This is a genomic window from Mangrovibacterium lignilyticum, assembly GCF_010882175.1.
Classification (GTDB): Bacteria; Bacteroidota; Bacteroidia; order Bacteroidales; family Prolixibacteraceae; genus Mangrovibacterium; species Mangrovibacterium lignilyticum.
In genome coordinates this window covers 1,626,269-1,645,710 of the sequence record NZ_WKLH01000002.1, presented here as the reverse complement: position 1 = coordinate 1,645,710, position 19,442 = coordinate 1,626,269, and the positions used below count along the sequence as shown (strand labels likewise).

The 19,442-nt window shown below is 46.6% G+C and carries 17 protein-coding genes; 1 reads left to right on the top strand and 16 read right to left on the bottom strand.

The features are described 5' to 3' along the window. Positions 1-6 precede the first annotated feature (6 nt). The 10 genes from GJV22_RS13700 to nirB all read right to left on the bottom strand — a co-directional run bounded on the left by GJV22_RS13700 (position 7) and on the right by nirB (position 11,271). Positions 7-792: an ABC transporter ATP-binding protein gene (locus tag GJV22_RS13700; RefSeq protein WP_163714476.1), complete on the bottom strand. Its 786-nt coding sequence runs from the start codon at positions 790-792 to the stop codon at positions 7-9. Between the two features lie 19 nt (positions 793-811). Further along, positions 812-1,666 carry an ABC transporter ATP-binding protein gene (locus GJV22_RS13695; RefSeq protein ID WP_163714471.1) on the bottom strand — a complete coding sequence of 285 codons (855 nt, stop codon included), beginning with the start codon at positions 1,664-1,666 and terminating at the stop codon, positions 812-814. A 25-nt stretch (positions 1,667-1,691) separates the two neighbouring features. After that, on the bottom strand, positions 1,692-2,786 hold the full coding sequence (locus GJV22_RS13690) for an ABC transporter permease (protein ID WP_163714469.1): 1,095 nt from the start codon (positions 2,784-2,786) through the stop codon (positions 1,692-1,694). A 168-nt stretch (positions 2,787-2,954) separates the two neighbouring features. Next, positions 2,955-4,334 (bottom strand): CmpA/NrtA family ABC transporter substrate-binding protein, encoded by a 1,380-nt coding sequence (locus GJV22_RS13685; RefSeq protein WP_163714465.1) that lies wholly within the window; start codon positions 4,332-4,334, stop codon positions 2,955-2,957. A 67-nt stretch (positions 4,335-4,401) separates the two neighbouring features. Next, positions 4,402-5,751, bottom strand: coding sequence for an alginate export family protein (locus GJV22_RS13680; protein WP_163714462.1), 1,350 nt, complete (start codon positions 5,749-5,751; stop codon positions 4,402-4,404). A gap of 589 nt (positions 5,752-6,340) precedes the next feature. Next, on the bottom strand, positions 6,341-7,054 hold the full coding sequence (locus GJV22_RS13675; protein ID WP_163714459.1) for a Crp/Fnr family transcriptional regulator: 714 nt from the start codon (positions 7,052-7,054) through the stop codon (positions 6,341-6,343). 84 nt (positions 7,055-7,138) lie between these two features. Beyond that, on the bottom strand, positions 7,139-7,873 hold the full coding sequence (gene cobA, locus GJV22_RS13670) for a uroporphyrinogen-III C-methyltransferase (RefSeq protein WP_163714456.1): 735 nt from the start codon (positions 7,871-7,873) through the stop codon (positions 7,139-7,141). Positions 7,874-7,892: 19 nt separating this feature from the next. Next, complete coding sequence (locus GJV22_RS13665; RefSeq protein WP_163714453.1) at positions 7,893-8,378, bottom strand: precorrin-2 dehydrogenase/sirohydrochlorin ferrochelatase family protein; 486 nt, start codon at positions 8,376-8,378, stop codon at positions 7,893-7,895. A gap of 41 nt (positions 8,379-8,419) precedes the next feature. Further along, complete coding sequence (gene nirD, locus GJV22_RS13660; RefSeq protein WP_163714451.1) at positions 8,420-8,773, bottom strand: nitrite reductase small subunit NirD; 354 nt, start codon at positions 8,771-8,773, stop codon at positions 8,420-8,422. Positions 8,774-8,778: 5 nt separating this feature from the next. Then, positions 8,779-11,271: a nitrite reductase large subunit NirB gene (gene nirB, locus GJV22_RS13655; protein ID WP_163714448.1), complete on the bottom strand. Its 2,493-nt coding sequence runs from the start codon at positions 11,269-11,271 to the stop codon at positions 8,779-8,781. A 115-nt stretch (positions 11,272-11,386) separates the two neighbouring features. Here nirB and GJV22_RS13650 point away from each other — a divergent pair, with 115 nt between their 5' ends. Then, the gene (locus GJV22_RS13650) at positions 11,387-11,971 is read left to right on the top strand and encodes a DUF4202 domain-containing protein (RefSeq protein WP_163714445.1); all 585 of its coding nucleotides are present in this window, start codon (positions 11,387-11,389) and stop codon (positions 11,969-11,971) included. Here the strand turns inward: GJV22_RS13650 and GJV22_RS13645 are convergent. From GJV22_RS13645 to GJV22_RS13620, 6 genes are all read right to left on the bottom strand, one after another. Further along, positions 11,968-12,684, bottom strand: a complete 717-nt coding sequence (locus GJV22_RS13645; RefSeq protein WP_163714442.1) for a HesA/MoeB/ThiF family protein — start codon at positions 12,682-12,684, stop codon at positions 11,968-11,970. The two genes, GJV22_RS13650 and GJV22_RS13645, sit on opposite strands and share 4 nt — an antisense overlap. Next, the gene (locus GJV22_RS13640) at positions 12,681-13,169 is read right to left on the bottom strand and encodes a molybdenum cofactor biosynthesis protein MoaE (protein ID WP_163714439.1); all 489 of its coding nucleotides are present in this window, start codon (positions 13,167-13,169) and stop codon (positions 12,681-12,683) included. Before GJV22_RS13640 ends, GJV22_RS13645 begins: the two co-directional genes overlap by 4 nt. Positions 13,170-13,230: 61 nt before the next feature. Further along, positions 13,231-13,479 carry a ubiquitin family protein gene (locus GJV22_RS13635; RefSeq protein WP_163714437.1) on the bottom strand — a complete coding sequence of 83 codons (249 nt, stop codon included), beginning with the start codon at positions 13,477-13,479 and terminating at the stop codon, positions 13,231-13,233. A gap of 3 nt (positions 13,480-13,482) precedes the next feature. Then, positions 13,483-14,460: a GTP 3',8-cyclase MoaA gene (locus GJV22_RS13630; RefSeq protein WP_163714434.1), complete on the bottom strand. Its 978-nt coding sequence runs from the start codon at positions 14,458-14,460 to the stop codon at positions 13,483-13,485. Between the two features lie 11 nt (positions 14,461-14,471). Further along, positions 14,472-15,935 (bottom strand): rubredoxin, encoded by a 1,464-nt coding sequence (locus GJV22_RS13625; RefSeq protein WP_163714431.1) that lies wholly within the window; start codon positions 15,933-15,935, stop codon positions 14,472-14,474. 1 nt (position 15,936) lies between these two features. Further along, positions 15,937-19,437 (bottom strand): nitrate reductase, encoded by a 3,501-nt coding sequence (locus tag GJV22_RS13620; protein ID WP_163714428.1) that lies wholly within the window; start codon positions 19,435-19,437, stop codon positions 15,937-15,939. Positions 19,438-19,442: the final 5 nt, after the last annotated feature.

Below are 19,442 nucleotides of genomic sequence, written 5' to 3'. Positions count from 1 at the left end.
CTTTAATTAATGATCCAAAAATGTCAGCAGATGCTGGCGGTATTTGTAAAAGTCGGGATGTTCAATGACGGTTTTTCGTTCACGAGGACGCTCCAGCTTGATGTGGGCGACATCGCCTACCTTGGCATAAGGCCCCGAAGTCATCATGATTACCCGGTCGGACAAGAAAATAGCTTCATCAACATCATGCGTGACCATAATCGCGGTAATTTTTTCTTTCGACCAAACATCAATGAGCACGTCCTGCAGCTCGACCCGGGTCATGGAATCGAGCATCCCGAATGGTTCATCAAGTAATAAAACTTTTGGCTTTAAAGCAAATGCCCGGGCAATCCCAACACGTTGCTTCATCCCCTGCGATAAGTCTCTGGCTTTCTTGTTAAACGAATCGGCCAGTCCAACTTTACTCAGGTAATATTTACAAATTTCGTTTCGCTGATTGGTCGTTGCGTGCGGGAAAACCTGCTTCACGCCAATCAATACGTTTTCCAGCGCTGTCATCCAGGGGAACAGGCTTGGCGATTGGAAGACGACTGCCCGGTCGGGGCCTGCACCTTCAATGGGAGCATCGCTCACCAAAACGGAGCCTTTGCTGATGTCATTGAGCCCGGCAATCATCGTCAATAAGGTTGACTTACCACAACCTGAGTGGCCGATTATTGAAACAAACTCTTTCTCCTTGACTTCCAGGTTGAAGCCTTCCAAAACCACAAAATCGCCTTTGGGAGTGGGATATGCCTTTTTGAGATTCCGGCATTCCAACATTATTTTTTCTTCTGTTAATACTTCCATGGTCGTACTGATTTTGAACTTAAATAAGTGATTTTAACGGTGGAAGAATCGGGTCTACATAGGGGAGATCGTACTTCCGGTTGTTGGTTGCCGAGCGATGCTTGCCAATTTCCATCAGGTAATTGTTAATGCCGTTTCGTTCTTTCTTGAAATTCGGGTCGGCATTGATGGCCGCTTTATCACGTGGTCGTTTAAACCCAATCGGGAATTCGGTCCCCAGAGTTGCTTTCGGTCCCGGTGTCAACGGGATAACCCGGTCGGCCAATAAGATGCCTTCATCCACATCGTTGGTGATCAGCAGAATGGTTTTCTTCGATTCCCGCCAGATGCGTTCAATTTCAATTTGAAGCGAGCCACGTGTCAAGGCATCCAGAGCGCTAAGGGGTTCATCCAGCAACAGAATCTCGGGATCCATCGCCAATGCCCGGGCAACTGAGACCCGCTGACGCATACCCCCTGATAGTTCCGTTGGCTTTTTGTGTAAAGCCGGGGTCAGGTTTACCATGCTGATGTAACGGGCGACATGTTCTTCACGTTCCGTTTTATTCATTTTGGGGAAGACCTGTTTCACAGCCATGTCCACATTGCCGGAAACGCTCAACCAAGGGAGTAGGGAGTAGTTTTGAAAGACTACGCCGCGATCAGGACCGGGGGCGGTAATTTTCTTTCCCTTCAGCCAAATTTCACCTTCGTCGGGTTGAATCAAGCCGGCGATCAGGCTGATGAGCGTTGTTTTACCACTGCCTGTAAAGCCGACGATAGCGATAAATTCACCCTCTTCAATGGTGAGGTTTATATTTTTGAGGACGTCAACGCGATGGGCGCCTTGTCCGTAACTTTTCGATACATTTCGAAGTTCTAGGAATGCAGCCATAATTTCTTTTTTACTTGATTATCAATTACGCTTTGCTTTCAAAACTTACAGCTTTTTGTACCAGCATCATGATGCGGTCGAGCGCAAAACCAATACCGCCGATGACAAACATGGCAACAATGATTTTAGCATTTGAGTCGTTTGCTCCGTTCTGGAATTCTTCCCAAACGAACGAACCCAAACCTGGACTTTGCGCCAAAAGTTCAATGGCAATCAAAACCATCCAGGCAACGGAAAGGGTGATTCGAAGACCAGTGAAAATTAATGGGACAGAGGAGGGGAGAATGACTTTGAATACATTGCTCATTACTCCCAAACGCAGCACGCGCGACACATTCAGGTAATCTTTATCAACCGATGAAACTCCAACAGATGTATTCACCAGCGTTGCCCACATACTACACAGACCGACACTGATGAAGGAGATGACAAACGATTTGTCCATATCGGCACTGGCCAAAATGGTTTTTACGACCATAGAAACCAGTAACAGCCAAACCACCGGCGATACCGGTTTGAAAATCTGGATGACCCAGTTCAGGGATGAGCGAAGTGTTTCGCTTAAGCCGAGTACGATACCTGCCGGAATTGCCAGGAAGGCAGCAAGCAGGAAGCCTGCAAATACAGTTTCGAGACTGGTGAAAATCTGGTCAACAAAAGAAGGGCGGCCCGTGTAGCGAATGGCCTCCAAGCCTTGCTTCTCGCGTTGTGCATTGATTGCTGCTGTCTTTTCTTTGAATGCCTCTTTGTCGGCACTAATCAGTCGGTGGTCGGCAATGAGTGTTTGTGCTGCGTGCCACACATCGCCGGGAGAGGGCAGGGAGTTTGGTTTGCAACTAAGGTCACCGGAGTCAATACATTCCTGCATTGTCAAAGCGGCTTCTTCGCCTTGTGTTGCACGGGTGTTTTCTATTTTTCGCTCGCGTTCAACATTGTATAAATACTGCGAGAAAAAGTTACAAACGGCCAGAAATATCAGGACTGAGAGAATGGGGATGATGACCTTTTTTAACAGGAGTCCACCGTTTTTCTTCGGTTCAACGCCTTGAAAAAGTTTTACTAAGGGATCCAGAAAGCCGAATCCGAGCCATTTGAATGAGGCTATAATTGCTTTTCCCATGATTGAAATGTCTTTTTAAAGTTGGTTACTGATGTATTTGCTGAGATAAAATTGGAGAGCCGGTGAAATGAAAGATACAGCTTGAAAATCCGGATTGCTGTATCTTTCTGAAGTTCACCAACTAAAAAGCGGTTTTGATGAGGGGTATGAATTTAGAAATCCACGTAGCTAAATATCTTTATTGCCAATTTCGAACTTGGTGAGGTAGTCGTTCGGCTTTTTGCCATCGTATTGAACGCCGTCGATAAAGTCGGTTGTTACGGGTTTGAAACCATCTGTTTCAGGGATGTCAGTAGCAGGTATTTTTCCTTCTTCAACCAGTAATTTAGCTGCTTTCAGCCAGATTTCAGGTTTGTACACTTTCTTCGCTGTTTCCAGGTACCAGTCGTCGCTTTTGGCTTCAGGAATTTGTCCCCAGCGGCGCATTTGAGTCAGGAACCAAACTGCATCAGAGTAGAATGGGTACGTCGCATTGTAGCGGTAGAACACGTTGAAATCGGGCAACGAACGTTTGTCACCTTTTTCAAATTCAAAGGTTCCGGTCATTGAGTTGGCAATGACGATTGAGTCGGCTCCAACATAATCTGACTTTGATAGGATTCCAACAGCTGCCGGACGGTTTGACGGATCATCAAGCCATTTCCCGGCACGAATCAGCGCTTTGGTAACGGCTACTGCGGTGTTTGGGTTCTCGTCGATGAATTTCTGAGTCATCACAAATACTTTCTCCGGGTTGTTTTTCCAGATTTCGTAGTTCGTGACTACCGGTACTCCAATTTGTTTGAACACTGCTTGCTGGTTCCACGGTTCACCAACGCAGTAACCGTAAATCGTTCCGGCTTCAAGAGTTGCCGGCATTTGTGGCGGTGGCGTTACAGACAATAGGACATCGGCATCAACTTGTCCCTGAATATTATCGGATGTGTACATTCCCGGGTTGATTCCGGCTGCAGCCAGCCAGTAACGAATCTCGTAGTTGTGGGTTGAAACCGGGAAAACCATTCCCATTTTAAACGGGTTGCCGTTTGCTTTATATTCTTCTATGACCGGTTTCAGCGCGTCAGCTTTAATCGGATGAGTTGGTTGTCCTTCGCTGTCTTTGGGAACATTCAACTTCATTTTATCCCAAATTGCGTTGGATACGGTAATGCCGTTTCCGTTGAGGTCCATTGAGAACGGCGTAACCAAACTAGCCTGGCGTCCAAATCCGGCGTTCGCGGCAATTGGCTGACCGGCCAACATATGCGAGCCATCCAGCTCACCATCAATCACGCGGTCGAGCACGTTTTTCCAGTTCGATTGGGCTTCAATGGTTACAAAAAGACCTTCGTCTTCAAAGTAACCCAGTTCTTTAGCGATGGCCAAAGGTGCCATGTCGGTCAATTTGATAAAGCCGAATGTCAGCTGTGGCTTTTCAATTAACAAAGTAGATTTGGGAGCGTCTGTTGTTGTGCTTGCCGCTTTTTTGCCCGAACCTCCGCACGACTGAAGCAGAAGTGCAATAGCAAGCGCTAAAAAGGGAGTTTGAATTTTGTTGAATTTTAACATGATATTTCGTTTTTGTTGTTTGCGTGAACTTTGATGTTTCAAGATGTTGATCGGCTAATATTTTGTTTTACAGAAATTTGGGAGTGAATGCAATCATAACCCAGGCCCAGCTTTGCATATTGCCGATTTCGATATCGGGGTTGTCGTATTTCAGCTGTTTCATCGTGTCCGAGGTGCCGAAAATTTGCGAGTATCCTACCCCCAGATTAACTCCTTTGGCCAGAGCGTAGTTGAAAACCAAGTCTAATTCGGTTCCCAGGAAACCTTTGAAGCTTTCGCCGCTGGTCGCATTGGTGCGTTCCTCTGTTGAGGCGAAATAGTGTAGGTGTCCAAGCAGTTTTGCTTTGTCACTTAGTTTGAATGTGGTTTTCAGGTAAATGTCCAACAAACCGGCGCTTTTGGCGTCAGCACCACCGTGCCCGTTTCCAACGTAGAAATAGTCCATGAAACCATAGAATTTGTGGTTGGTACCGTACTTTGGCGACCAGCCTTCTACTTTGTCAGAGGTTGATTCATCATCACCACTCAGGTAATCGACACCCAATAGCGGAGCACCGGCAATTCCGGTATGTTGGATGTAAGCATTTACCATATAACCACTCAAGTCAATATTTTCATAGCTTCCGGCTGCATACGATTTTCCTGCCGCTCCACCGGTGAAGTAAAACTGGCCACCGAATTTCAGTTTGCCGGAGCTGAAGTTTGGCGTAACACCAACGGTTACATTACTGTATTTTTCGCTTGTTGAATCGTTTGCGTTGTATAGATCATCCAGCACCATGAAAGCGATGTCGCCGGATTTGAAGGTCTTCTTGTAATAGCCCATGAACTGGGCTTTCGGGATGGTCAGGTTGAAAATGCGGTTGGTGCCACCACCGCCGGCAATGTAGTAGTCGTTGCCAACAAGTTTGGCCGGTTCGGGGGTGCCGTCGCCATAACCTTCCTGGTTCCAGGCAGCCATTACGTCAAACTGGTTGCCTTTGTCATCTTTATATAAATAGCGAAGTGCATCCAGCGAACGCCCTTGTGCAGCCCAGTCGAGGCTTCCAAATAAACGGTGTCCGTCGTAAATCACTTCCTGACGACCAATTCTGAAGGTTGACTTGTCTGAAGCGTAATATTCACCGTAAGCTTCATGAGCACTTAGCAATTGATCTGATTTATTAATCTGTCCGGTTTCGCCCCAGATGCGAACATCCTGAATCGAAAATTTGACACCGAACTTTTCTGTTTTGTAACCGGCAATCAATCGGCTGCGTTGCTCGGTGAAGAAAGCCGGTTCCTGACTGGGAAGAATAGGTTTTTTAAATCCGTTTCGGAGTTCAGTGCGCGGACGAAATTGTCCTTCGAGAGTAAATTGTGCATAGCTTGCACCAGCTGTACATAGAAGCAAAATAAGAGCAAATAAGGTTTTCATACGATAAGAGTTTAAATTTTAATTGTTGTTCGAGTTGGCATGTTTTCAACATTCATTTTTAATCGGGCTTAATCTTGCATGCCAGTTTCGAATTTCGACAACTGTTTGGGTTATGTAATTCGATATTGTAAAAGTATGTCCGTGCAGACAATTATAATATGGGATATGAATGTCTTAAATAGCTTTTTTAACAGAAAGGGAGCAATGATATGGTAGTATAAAACCTGCTAAAAAGCAGTATTTGTATTTCAAAGTATTGTAATAGAGTTGTTTGTTGTTTTTGTGTTGAAGCGGTGATGAGTCGGTTGGAGTCTTAATTCGTAAGATTAGGACATCCTAATGTCTTATTTTAGGGTGAAAAGGAGGGAGAATTTGAGTGGTGATTTGATGGATTTGTGGGGAATTAGCAGGCTATCGGTTTCGTTGACGGCCGAATGCATATTCTTAAATGAAGGAATCGGATGGAAAGAGGTGAACGCGATTCAGCTAATTCGTGCAGAAAACGATTGTGAATGGATCCGGGAAACAGGATTTTGTAGTAGATGGAGCGCGGGGGTATCAACGTCTCCGGAGGACGTACAAAGCGGAGTTAACTTTGAATGTAGTAGTGATGTTCTGCGATTTCCTTTTTAAGGAGGTCGGTATCAGGAACGCCGATTTTTTTACCGGAGAGCAGAATCAGACCTTCTTTTTTTAAGGTGGAAAGAACCCGAATGACCTGTTCTTCGGTTGTTCCGGCGAAATCAGCTATTTCTTTGCGACTTAGGGCCAGGTTGATATAGCTCTTTTTTTGCCCGAATTTTCGGTTAATGTACATCAGTGCGTCGATTACTTTCTCCCGAACAGTCATGTGAGCAAACATGCGCACTTTGGTTTCGCTTCGGTGTAATTCTTCGGCATAAAATGAAATAAAGTCGTAAGCCAGTTGCGGAATATTTAGCAACATCTCTTTCATCACATCCAACGGAAAATTACAGACGATGCTGTCTTCAAGAGCCGAGGCGCCAATAGGGTAGTATTGGTGGGTATTAAAACCTCGTTGTCCCAACATTTCTCCCTCCTTGGCTAATCGCAAAATCTGTTCGCGTCCGTTTATGCCTGTTGTCAACACCTTTACTTTACCGGAATACACAAAATAAAGGCCATGGATTGGAGAGCCTTCAATAATAATATTCTGGCTTTTGCGACAAGGGATGGACACCTTTTTAGCCAAATAGGGTTCTATGCCCGGATCTTTGCTGTGCTTTTTGATCAGGCAATCAGTATTTGCGCAACTCAAACAATCAATACGATGTCTTATCATGATTTTAATTCTTCCTGTTGGGAGGTTAAAATACCTTGGGTTTGAATTTTATTTCAGTTTGAATAGCTTTTTATAAGAGATCGCTTACGCGATTGGCTCGGCATATTTCCCAATAAAGAGAATGGCAGGCGTCAGCGGCTTTTTTTCCAACAAGTCTTGTTCAATTGTTCCGATGGTGCAGCTCAAAAGCGATTGACCTGGTTGAGAGACATGGCTCATGATCTGCACCGGCATTCCCGGATCGATTCCGGATGCCAAAATCTGCTGTGCCAGAATACCGATATTTTGCAGTCCCATATAAACGGAAACAGTTCCACCGCCTTTCAACACATGAATGACACTTTCGATGTTTGTTAGTGAATCATCCGTTCGGTGGCCGGTATAAAATAAGATCATCGGGCTTTTCCGGCGCTCGGTAAGCGGAACCTCCAGCATTCCCGAAGCGGCAACTCCTGCCGTTATTCCCGGGATCACTTCGTAGGTAAGTCCACGCGATTTGCAAAAGCGGATTTCCTCGGCACCACGCCCGAAAATCATCGGGTCACCGGCTTTCAAACGAACTACTTTTTTCCCTTCCGCTGCCAGCTCAGCCATCTTTTCGTGAATCGATTCCTGACGTTCCTGTTGATTTTGTCCGTCGCCCTGAAACTTCCCCGCATAGATCATTTCAGCATCCTCGCGGGCAATTTTCAGAATTTCGTAACCATGCAGGGCGTCGTACATGACCGCATCCGCTTCGCGAAGGCGTTTATATGCTTTCATCGTCAACAGCTCGGGGTCGCCCGGACCTGCGCCAACAATCGATATCAGGTGTGTCATTTTCATTGTCTTCTTAAGCTTAATCTTCTCCTTTTTTCGTGAAATCGAGAATTTCCTCCATGTGCTGATCCAAATGATCTCTCAAGTAGTTCCGCAGTTTGATGGACTTATACACATCTTTCCCGTTGGAAGCTACGGCCACAGTCATGTTTTTATATTGATAGACTGCCGGAGAGACATACTGGCACATTTTCGGTTTGTCATGAATGTTGCATAAAACCCCTTTTTGCTTGGCTTCGCGTCGAATTTGGCAATCCAGTTTTTGGTTGTTCGAGCAGCTGTACACCATGATGTAACCATCCAGATCATCCGCCTCGTAAGCCTTTTGCTTATAAGGCCAGCCGCTGTTTTTGATTTCGTCACAAATTTCAAGAGCGACAAACTCAATGTCAGCATCAAATCGTTTTAGGATCAGTCCTTTTTTGTAAGCACTTTCTCCTGCTCCGATAATGAGGATTTTCTGGTTGGTAATATCAAGCGATATGGGTAAATATTTTCGATTCATGGTTCACTATAAATTGAAGAAGCGCCAAGATAATTGAAAAATTACTCGATGCCAATAAATACAAAGCCGTCCTCTACTTTTACGGGATATGTTTTCAATTGATATTGTTCGTCTGTCAGGCACTTGCCGTCTTCCAACGAGAATGATCTTTTGTGAAAAGGACAGGCTACTTTCGGATGACCGTCAGCATCGCCGGTTAGTCCGCGCGAAATGGCCATTTCACCTTTGTGCGGACAACGGTTTTGGGTGGCATACCATCTTCCTTCGTTTGTAAAGTTGAAGACGGCAATTTGTTCCCCATTGATTAACACCGCAGCGCCCCCGTTTTCGGGAAAGTTTTCAATGGCTGCGGCCTTAATCCATTCTTTTACTGCTGTTACTATTTGTGTTTCCATATTGCTTATGCTTTGGCGGGGATTTTTTGTCCACGCATAGGTACATACTTGATATTTTCGTCGATTTGATCGGAGTTAACGAAGTGACGGAATTTCGCACGCATTTCCGGGTTGCGAACCACGGTGGTCCACTCGCACTGGTAATGAGAAATGAGTTCTTCCATTTCCATTTCCAGCTTTTCGCCTATTCCCAAAGAGTCTTTTACAATTACATCTTTCAGGTAGCCCAAGCCTCCTTCCAGCTCTGATAACCATTTGGCAGTTCTAACCAGTGGCCCGGCTGTTTTAATGTAGAACATCAGGAAACGGTCGAGGTATTTGACGCAGGTTTCCTTGTCGAGATCGGAAGCCAGCAGGTCGGCATGGCGCGGGTTGGCTCCACCATTACCGCAAACAAAGAGGTTCCAGCCTTTATCGGTTGCGATAATTCCAAAGTCTTTACTTTTTGCCTCGGCGCATTCACGAACACAACCGGAAACGCCACCTTTTAACTTGTGCGGCGAACGCAAACCTTTGTAGCGGTTTTCAACTTCAACAGCAAAGCTTACGGAATCGTCCATTCCGTAGCGACACCAGGTTGAACCCACACAGCTTTTCACTGTCCGCAATGATTTCCCGTAAGCATGACCACTTTCGAACCCGGCATCAATCAACTCTTCCCAAATACTTGGAAGTTGGTCGACACGAGCGCCAAACAAGTCGATCCGCTGGCCGCCGGTGATTTTGGTGTAGAGGTCGTATTTTTTAGCGACCTGCCCGATGACGATTAATTTATCAGGAGTGATCTCGCCACCAGGAATACGAGGGACGACGGAGTACACACCGCGTTGCTGTATGTTTGCCAGGAAACGGTCGTTGGTATCCTGTATGGTATCGTGTTTCACGATCACTTCATTCCATATGCTGGCTAACAGAGAGGCAGTTACAGGCTTGCATATCTCACAGCCTGAGCCCTTGCCATGCGCTTTAATCAAATCGGGAAAGCTTTTGATTTCATTGACCTTAATCAGGTCATACAATTCCTGACGGGTGTAATCGAAGTGTTCACAGATGGTTTTGCGCACTTCGCGACCCTGAGATTTCATGTAGTGTGTCAGCAGATCGTCGAGCATTGGCATACATCCGCCGCAGCCGGTACCTGCTTTGGTACACTTTTTAATGAGTGGTACAGCTTCACAGCCATCTTTTTCAATGGCATTCAAAATCTGCCCTTTGCTGATATTCTCGCACGAACAGATGATTGCGCTGTCGGGCAAATCGCCTACGCTGATTCCAGCACCACCTTCACCACCGCGGGCTCCCAAAATAAAGTCTTCCGGGTTTTCAGGAAGAACCATTTTGTTGTTCACCACCTGCTTCAGCATGTTGTATTCCTCGGCTTCACCAACGAGGATCCCACCCAGTAGGTATTTGCCGTCAGCCGAAAGGTTGAGGCGTTTGTACACACCGCGGGCTTTATTTTCGTACACGATTGTTTTCATGCCGATTTCCGATGAAAGCGCATCACCAAAACTGGCGACATCGGTGCCAATCAATTTTAACTTCGATGACAGGTCGAAGCCCAAAAACTCGGCTGAGCCGCCACCAATGTTTTTAACCAGCACTTCGGCCATCTCGTAGCAGGGTGCTACCAGCCCCCATACCATGTTGTGAACCACCACACATTCGCCAATAGCAAAAATGCAGGGATCGGCAGTTTCCATTTTGCTGTTCACGACAATCCCGCCACGCTGGTGCACTTCCAGCCCGGCTTGTTTGGCGAGCTCGTCACGCGGACGAATACCCGCCGAGATCACCAGTAAGTCAGCATCCAGTTGGCTGCCATCTGTGAATTTGAGCCCTTCAATGGAGCCATTTCCAACAATCTTTTCGGTGCTTTTATTGAGCAGAACTTCCAGGTTGAATTCTTCGAGCTTCGACTTCAGAATTTCAGCTCCCTGCGGGTCAAGCTGACGGGGCATGAGCCGGGGTGCGAACTCGACGATACTGGTGGGTAATCCGTCATCCAAAACAGCTTTGGCTGCTTCCAGCCCCAACAAACCTCCACCGATAACTGCAGCTTTTTGAGCCCTCGGGATGTATTTCTTGATTTGGTCAATATCATCGAAGGTACGGTACACAAACACGCCTTCCTTTTCAATTCCTTCAATTGGAGGAACAAAGGCTGATGAACCGGTTGCCAATACAAGAATGTCGTAATGATAGGTCAGCTCTTTTGCGGAGCTAATTGTTTTGGCTTCGCGATCGACGCTGGTAATCCGTTCGTGAGTGCGCAGTTCAATACCATGCTCGGCATACCAGCCAGCCGGAGCAAGGAGTAATTCTTCGGGAATGGTTCCGGTGTAGTACGAAGTGAGGTGAACGCGGTCGTATGCGGGATGAAATTCTTCCCCGAAAACAAGGAGCTCGTAGTCCTTAACCAGTGGCGATGCAGCAAATTTCTCGCAAAATTTGTAGCCGGTCATGCCGTTTCCAATGAGTACAATTCGTTTTTTCATCTGAGGTCTTATTTATTTTATTTTTTTATTTTCAATGTTGGTTCTGCCGTTCATTTTTAGAGGCCGGCCTAACTTTTTGTGATTTCCGGCGTTTACTCTTTTAAAATTTAGAAGCATGTATAGTCCTGTTTTCCGAAAGGCTGTTGAGGCTTTGAAAGCTGCTCATCAGCAAGATCCTAATCTGGAACCGGATGGTTCCGTACAAGTTCCGGCCGAGTGGTTGTACACCCATCGTTTGGCTGCTTGTTTGCTCAGTATTTACCCCGATGCTTCCGAAGCGTTGGCTATGGCGGCACATTGCCAGCACCTGTACCGTTGGGAGATTTCCCGCAGCGAATACCCTGGAGGCCGCATTGGCTACTACCAGTGGCGTAATTATTTGGGCGACTACCAGGCAGATAAGGCGGCTGCTATTATGAAAGAAGCCGGTTATTCCGATGAATTTATTTCCGAAGTGCGTGATATTCTGAAAAAGCTGAATATTCATCGCCTGCATGAAGCTCAAAAACTGGAAGACGCGGTTTGCCTGGTTTTTCTTGAGCATTACATGAATGATTTCATGGCGGGAAAAACCGATGCACAATTGATTCAGATTGTGCAGAAAACCTGGGGTAAGATGTCTGAGCATGGTCATTCGGTTGCGTTAAAGTTAAACTTGCCTGAACCTACCAAACGTATTGTTGGTTTGGCTTTGGCCTAATAGCTGAAAACCTGGAAACGGTTTTCAAAAATTGAGAAAACCAGCAGTTTTCCTGAGAGCACATCACCGTATCCGGTGATGATCTTGATCAGTTCGTTGGCTTGCAGGCTGCCGGCAATGCCCGGCAGAACGCCAACCAATCCAATATCTTCAGTTTTGAACAGACCATCTTTCGGCACGCTTGGATAGAGCTGGTCGAAAGCCGGTCCGTTCTCGTAGTTGAATACAGTTACTTGTCCTTCATAATTGAGGACTGAAGCGTAAGCCAGTGGCTTTTTCAGTTTTGCTGTCACCTGGCCAATTAAAGCGCGGGTGGCGTAGTTGTCCGAACAATCGGCTACCACATCATAGGCCGCGATCAACTCTTCAGCATTGTCCGCATTCAGGCGGCTATCGTATTGTCGCACGTCAATCTCGGGATACAAATCCAGCAGTCGTTGTGCCGCAACTTCAATCTTTTTTTTGCCCAATTGGGCTGTGGTGTAAAGCACCTGCCGTTGCAGGTTTGAAAGGCTCACCACATCGTCATCAACCATTCCGATGCAACCAACTCCTGCAGCAGCCAGATAAATCAGCAAAGGGCTGCCTAATCCGCCGGCACCAATAACCAGTACCCGGGCATTTTTCAGCTTTTGCTGTCCGCTTTCACCGATTTCCGTTAAGGAAATGTGGCGTGAAAAACGGCTGTGATCATCTGCAGTCAGGTTTTTCATTCCGCGTGGTTGTGTTCGTGTTTATGTTGATGGTCGGGATGTGATGGTGAACTGCAATCGCAGTTTTGTCCCCACTCACTGGTTCCGTCTGCAAAAAACTCGTGTTTCCAAATTGGTACTTCATTTTTTACCCGGTCAATGATGTAGCGGTTGGCCTCATAAGCTGCCGCCCGGTGTCCCGAACCGGTGATTACCACTATTGCACATCCACAAATGCTAACTGGACCAACCCGATGCACACAAACCGCTTTGTTCAATTGCCATTTTAGAGTTGCTGTTTCCAGTATTTCGGTGATCATTTTCTCCGCCATCGGTTCGTACGCTTCATATTCCAAATGGGTCACCGCTTTTCCCTTGTTGTTGTCGCGAACTTCGCCACTAAACAGCACCACTGCTCCGCTGTTCGGATCACGGAAATCGCTGAACAGGTCGGCGTAATAGATCGGTGTATGTGAGATGTGTTTCATTTTGTTGTTACTCGTCATGTGTTGTCATTCAATTGTCTGGGCCGGAATGGTCGTTATCGTCTCGTTAATCCGCGGGATACTATCCCCCGCTGGATGGTGGAATGATGAATATTGGTTCGTCGCTGGTCATGAGAGCCTTTCGGGACACAAAACTTTCGCAGACAGCAATTCGGCAGCTATCGAGTATTTCAATCGCTTCCGGGTTGATTTTTTTCATCTCCTCCAATACGTTTTCATAAGCAACCGGTAGTTTGAAGTTTAAAGTCACTTGGCTTTGGAAAAATTTCTGCAGACCCGCGAAACAAGTCACTTGAATTGTTGACTCCATGGTTTATCCTCCGATATTTCTCATCGACAAACTACTTCCGTGAAACTTGACTGGCTGTTTCAAAAGCAATAGTTGACGAAGTTTTTTAGTTAATGATTCTTGATCGTGAATGTAGGGTGCCAGCTTTTCGCCATTGGCATTGCTCAGGCATCCGAAAAAGTATCCGCGGCTGTCCATACGCAGCCGGTTGCAGTCGTGGCAAAAAGGGGTCGATTCATTGGCAATGATTCCGAAAACCCGGTCATCGCCGGCAGACCAGTAGCGCGCTGTTTCCGAAGCAGTGCGATCGAGGCGCCTAATCGGGTATTTGCGGCTGATGGTCTCCAGTATCTCCTGTTCCGAAAAGAACAGTTCATTTTGCCCGTTGTGAAGATGTCCCATTTTCATGAGTTCGAGGTAGCGGACTTTAATGCCGAGTTTAGCAGCATATTCCAGCAGTGGAATAATTTGAGACTCATTTTGTCCGCGCATGATTACGGCGTTCAGTTTCACGTGTAAACCTTCTTGTAATGCCGTTTCAATCCCTTCGAATACCTTTTGAGGGTTGGCGTGTCGGGCTATCGTTTTCATCAAAACGGTGTCAATTGCGTCCAACGAAATGTTGATGGACTGAAGGCCGGATTCCTTCAGTTGACGGGCGGTTTGTTTCAAATAATAGCCATTTGTGGTCAGGCGTATGTCATCGATTCCGATGAGCTTTATTTTTTCAATGAGCGGCATCAGGTTCATGTACAGCAGTGGCTCTCCGCCGGTGAGGCGAATGCTTTTCAAATTACAGAGCTCGTGTACAGCTGCAATCAATGCTGCAAATTCGTTGGTATCCAATTGTTCCTCGTGTGTGGCAGGAGCCAGTGCTATTCCCTGAGGTGCGGCTGTTGTGCTGTCGCTGACACAATAGGTGCATGAAAAATTACAGGTGTTTAGTAAACTTACCCGCAGTTTTTCAAAACGTCTTCCCATATGGTCTTCAATTCGATACATCTCTACTGTTTTTAAGCGCTAATGGCTTCGTTAATTTCTAATTCCGTGAAAACTGATTTCGGTGATTCACACAGCTGGCAGCAATAGTCATCCGGCAAAGCTTGAAAGCTTGTTCCTGCAGGAATTTCGGCCAGCAAATCACCATAACGTTCGTCGTAAATTGTTTGGCAATCGGGGCATTGGTGTACGGTCAGTTTTCGCCCTTGCACGGTATTTTTCCTGGCAATCAACTCCGGGGCTTTTTGTACATACTGCCGCGAGTAGTAGCGCTTGGTCAGTTCGCTCAAAAGCCGGGGTAAATCCTCTTTGCTGATTCGCGTTTCAAAAGGGATATAATGGTTGTTGTTTGGGTTGAAGTCATAAGCATGGTCGATGCTGAACGTCCGGGTAAAATCATATTCCCCCAGGAACGGGAACCGGCCTTTCGGACGGATGACGACCGTTGTAAAGTTTCCTTCGGATTTATTTTGAATGGCGAAGGAGAGGCCAAAGGTTCGGATGTCAAACTTATCGAACTCTGAAACCAAATAACGTTTCAACTTTAACGCCGATTTGTCCAGCAAAGGCAAGTGCCAGTTCAGCTCGAAAGATGAGTGTCGCATGTTTATGCCATGACGGCCAATTAGTTCATCCCAGTGAATTTTATCTTTCGCTTCAATATCTTTAATCAAAAAGGTTTTCCAGGGGGTGAAGCTGATTTTACCTGCATTGGTTTTCATGCAGAGCTCACACACTTCCTTTAAAAACCGGATCGGGTATTGGTTGTTGCGCCAGTAAAAACCGGCCCAATACTGGCTTTTGCCATCCATCTTGTTTAAGCCTTCGTAGTATGGAAAGAACCCTTTCGGCAGAACGATTTTTGATTCTTTGTTCAGTGTATTCTTTTGGAGATCCGATTCAGCCAGCTTGATGCTAAGTTTTTCGATGGTACTGATCTTTTCTTTTAAAATCAGATTTTCGAGTGTTGCTGCAAACTCGGCAATGTCGTCGGTAAAGATCAATCCCGGCCAGTTTTCCGGACTTTTTGTTTCATCCATATTGAGATACAAATGCCAGTAGTTCGGCACATCTGATGCAATAAAGTTGATCTGTCCGTAGAACAAGGGAACCATATTTTGGCGCGGATCAACAATGTTTACCCGAAGTTGGTGGTCGAAGCTGAATTGATCCAAAATTTTCAGGTAGGTGCCGGAATAAACCCAATTGGTAGAGGGCAGAATGTCGACACAAACAAACGATGAAACAACATTTTGCAAGCCGGAGCTTCGCTTTTGAATGGAAATGTCTGATCCTTCAATCTTTGGATTTTGACTATTTTCAGGCAAGTAAAACAGGAGGTCTTGGCGCGAACCTAAAAGCACATGTTGGTTGCCTGATTGCTCTGCGACGCTCAGCACATCAGCCAGAAGAGCGGGGGATAAAACGCCGCCTTTGCTGAGTACACGATACAGATATTTTGAGCTTGACTTTTTCATGTTAGTTTGTTGCTGTTACAGGTTCAACCTCTTCTTTTAAGATCTTTTGAATCTCGGGACGACAGCTTCCGCAGCCCAGTCCGGCGCCGGTTTGTTCGCAAATCGCATCAACTTGTGTGGCACCGGAGCGAATGGCTTTTTGAATGTTTCCGGCTCCCACATTATTGCACGAGCACAGTAACTTGCCAATGACTGGCTCAACCGGTTTGCCTGTGCGTAAAAGCTTGTTGCGCAGTCCCGCCAATTCGGTTTTTTGCACGATCAGTTTCTTGAATTCTGCAAACTCCGCTTTGTCGCCCATGAGAATGGCGCCCATCAACACATCGTCTTTGACAATGCATTTTTTGTAATAGCGAGCTGCTTTGTCAATGAAGACAACTTCCTCGTAAGCTTTCGATCCGTCGGGAATAGAAGTCATACCGACCGAGCAAAGATCGATGCCCGGAAATTTTAAGATGTTCATCGGAACGGTTCCGTGATACTGGCTCATCGGGTTGCCCAACAGGTGATTGGCCAGTGTTGCTGCTTGTTCTTCGGCAGCAGCGGTAATGCCAAACAGGTTGCCGTTCAGCTCGGCAATTTCGCCGATTGCGTAAATATCTTTCTGGCTTGTTTGCAAGTGTTTATTTACGATGATACCACGACGGGTATCTACTTTGCCTTTGGCAAACTCGATGTTTGGTTTGGTGCCGATGGCGAAAACGACCGCGTCGAAAGTCAGACGCTTGCCGCTTTTGAAGCTCACCCGGTGCTTTTGTTCGGGATCGTAAGCCAAAAGGCTCAGCTCGTCGTTGAAAAGAATCTGAACACCTTTTTCCTGCAGAATATCTTTCAACAGCGTTGCCGATTCGTTGTCCAGTTGTCGGTCCATCAGCCGAGGATTACGATTCACCAAGGTAACCTGTACGTCAAGTTCAAGCATCGAGGCAGCCATTTCCAAGCCAAGTAAGCCGCCACCAACGACCAGCACTTTTTGTCCGGCTTCAACCTCACTGCGAAAACCGTCGGCATCAAATCGACTGCGGATGGTGTAAGTCGATGGGAATTTCATCCATTCCGAATTAGAAACGTTTGGGCTCGAACCGGTTGCCAAAATGAGTTTTCCGTAGGTATGAGATTTTCCGTTCGAGCACCAAATCGTTTTACTGTCGGTTTCCATGCGCGTTAAACTCACGCCGGTTTCAACCTGAATATTTAATTTTGTTATTTCTTCGTCACTTGTTTTTTGCAGTGCCTCCCAGCTCATGCTTCCAGCGATGTAGTCGGGGAGAAGCACCCGATTGTAAAAGGGGTGAATTTCTTTTGAAATCACCAGAATTTCATCCGTTTTGTTTCTTTCACGATAGCTGCGTACAAATTGCAGTGCTGCAGCGCCGGCGCCAACAACGATTAATCGTTCTGTTGTTTTGCGGTATTTTTCCACCGAAACTGTACTGTATTTAAAATCCGGTTCTTTCGATTTTGGGTCGACTAAATCCGTGGTCAGGTTGTTGGCGCGGGCATTATTTCCCGATAGAACTTTCCCCCAGTGCATGGGCAAAAAGACCACTCCATGACGAATCTCATCAGTTACTTTGGCCGGAGCCTGCACCTGTCCGTTTTTATTTTTAATGACAACAATGTCATCTGCTTCAATGCCCAATTTCTCAGCGTCTGCAGGATGAATCTCCAGGAATGGACGATCAATGTGTTGTTTCAGACGTTTTACTTTCCCGGTGCGGGTCATCGTGTGCCACTGGTCACGAATACGGCCTGTGGTTAAAACAAAGGGAAATTCGCTGCTCGGTAATTCCGAATCATTTTTCGGTGCAACAGCGAAGATGTTTGCCTTTTGTGTTGGGGTGTAGAATTTTTTGTCTTCGAACAGACGGGCAGTTCCTTTTCCGTTTTTGAAGGGCCATTGCTCCGAGCCGGTTTGTTGCAGGTGCCCGTAACTTAGCTCTTCAATTGATAGGCTGGTGCCAATGGTGAGTTGCTTGTATTCGTTAAATACTTCTTCTGCATTTTTGAAGTTGAAGCCCGGGTATCCCATCTTCCGGGCTACACGACAAATAATTTCGTAGTCGGGGAGTGCTTCGCCCGGCGCTTTTACGGCTTGGCTGATGTAGGTAATTCGGCGTTCCGAATTGGTCATGGTTCCTTCTTTTTCCAACCAACCGGCTGCAGGGAGGACCACATCGGCAAAAGGTACCGTGTCGGACTTCGAGGAGATGTCCTGAACAACAACCATTTTGGCTTTCTTCAGGGCGGCTTCGACTTTGTTTGAGTTGGGGAGGCTTACCATCGGGTTGGTGCAAATCACCCAGACTGCTTTCAGTTTGCCACTTTCCAGGGCGTCAATCATTTCGGTGGCGCTGTATCCCGGTTTGGCGGGTACGTCAGCAACGTTCCAGAATTGAGCCACTTCACGGCGGTGCGCTTCATTGTCTAAATTGCGGTGGGCAGGCAACAGGTTGCACATGCCTCCAACTTCGCGTCCTCCCATGGCATTGGGCTGCCCTGTTAACGAGAATGGCCCTGAGCCGGGTTTTCCGATTTGACCGGTAATGAGTGAGAGGTTAATAAGTGAAAGGTTTTTATTCACTCCGATAACACTTTGGTTTAAGCCCATGGCCCACATGGAGATGAAGCCTTTTGCTTCACCGATATATTTTGCAGCCAGGCGGATATCCGCTTCAGGAACGCCACATATTTCAGCTGCTTCTTCAACAGTGAGTGCAGTTACTTGCTTTTGATAATCGTCGATTCCATTGGTGTGCTCACGGATAAAATCCCAGTCGGCAAAACCATTCTCCAACAGACAACGGCCAATTGCGTTGTTGAGATACACATCGGTTCCCGGTTTTAGTTGTAAATGCAGATCGGCCAGTTCACAACTTTGGGTGCGCCGTGGATCGGCAACAACGATCTTTACATTGGGGTTTTCATTTTTCCGTGCTTCAATGCGGCGGAATAAAATAGGATGACACCAGGCCGGGTTTGCTCCGGTAATGAAAAAGCAATCGGCCAGATCAATGTCTTCGTACGATGCAGGGACAGCGTCTTCGCCCAACTGCATCTTGTAACCCACAACGGCTGAACTCATGCACAGGCGTGAATTGGTGTCAATATTGTTTGTTCCCCAAAAGCCCTTAGCCAGTTTGGAGGCCACGTAATATTCTTCAGTTAAACATTGACCTGACACGTAAAAGGCGACCGAATCAGGACCAAATTTTTGAATGAGCGACTTAAAAGCTGTTGCTACCCGGTTAATCGCTTCGGGCCATTCAACCTTTTGAAGCGGGTAGCCTTTAGCCAATCGCATTTGCGGATACAGCAGGCGATCGTTTTGATTGTTCACCACATAGTGTAGGTTCAATCCTTTGGAACACAGCTTGCCCCTGTTGACTGGATGCTCCCGGTCGCCCTTCACTGACACCTTGCCGTCGGCTTGTTTGGTGACAATAATCCCACATCCTACTCCGCAATAGGAGCAAGTTGATTTGTATTCTCCTGCCATCATGTTGC

What these genes read in the sequence shown, in the direction of transcription:
- GJV22_RS13700 (WP_163714476.1), bottom strand. Translation starts at nt 792, where the DNA reads ATGGAAGTATTAACAGAAGAAAAAATAATGTTGGAATGCCGGAATCTC.
- GJV22_RS13695 (WP_163714471.1), bottom strand. Translation starts at nt 1,666, where the DNA reads ATGGCTGCATTCCTAGAACTTCGAAATGTATCGAAAAGTTACGGACAA.
- GJV22_RS13690 (WP_163714469.1), bottom strand. Translation starts at nt 2,786, where the DNA reads ATGGGAAAAGCAATTATAGCCTCATTCAAATGGCTCGGATTCGGCTTT.
- GJV22_RS13685 (WP_163714465.1), bottom strand. Translation starts at nt 4,334, where the DNA reads ATGTTAAAATTCAACAAAATTCAAACTCCCTTTTTAGCGCTTGCTATT.
- GJV22_RS13680 (WP_163714462.1), bottom strand. Translation starts at nt 5,751, where the DNA reads ATGAAAACCTTATTTGCTCTTATTTTGCTTCTATGTACAGCTGGTGCA.
- GJV22_RS13675 (WP_163714459.1), bottom strand. Translation starts at nt 7,054, where the DNA reads ATGATAAGACATCGTATTGATTGTTTGAGTTGCGCAAATACTGATTGC.
- cobA (WP_163714456.1), bottom strand. Translation starts at nt 7,873, where the DNA reads ATGACACACCTGATATCGATTGTTGGCGCAGGTCCGGGCGACCCCGAG.
- GJV22_RS13665 (WP_163714453.1), bottom strand. Translation starts at nt 8,378, where the DNA reads ATGAATCGAAAATATTTACCCATATCGCTTGATATTACCAACCAGAAA.
- nirD (WP_163714451.1), bottom strand. Translation starts at nt 8,773, where the DNA reads ATGGAAACACAAATAGTAACAGCAGTAAAAGAATGGATTAAGGCCGCA.
- nirB (WP_163714448.1), bottom strand. Translation starts at nt 11,271, where the DNA reads ATGAAAAAACGAATTGTACTCATTGGAAACGGCATGACCGGCTACAAA.
- GJV22_RS13650 (WP_163714445.1), top strand. Translation starts at nt 11,387, where the DNA reads ATGTATAGTCCTGTTTTCCGAAAGGCTGTTGAGGCTTTGAAAGCTGCT.
- GJV22_RS13645 (WP_163714442.1), bottom strand. Translation starts at nt 12,684, where the DNA reads ATGAAAAACCTGACTGCAGATGATCACAGCCGTTTTTCACGCCACATT.
- GJV22_RS13640 (WP_163714439.1), bottom strand. Translation starts at nt 13,169, where the DNA reads ATGACGAGTAACAACAAAATGAAACACATCTCACATACACCGATCTAT.
- GJV22_RS13635 (WP_163714437.1), bottom strand. Translation starts at nt 13,479, where the DNA reads ATGGAGTCAACAATTCAAGTGACTTGTTTCGCGGGTCTGCAGAAATTT.
- GJV22_RS13630 (WP_163714434.1), bottom strand. Translation starts at nt 14,460, where the DNA reads ATGTATCGAATTGAAGACCATATGGGAAGACGTTTTGAAAAACTGCGG.
- GJV22_RS13625 (WP_163714431.1), bottom strand. Translation starts at nt 15,935, where the DNA reads ATGAAAAAGTCAAGCTCAAAATATCTGTATCGTGTACTCAGCAAAGGC.
- GJV22_RS13620 (WP_163714428.1), bottom strand. Translation starts at nt 19,437, where the DNA reads ATGATGGCAGGAGAATACAAATCAACTTGCTCCTATTGCGGAGTAGGA.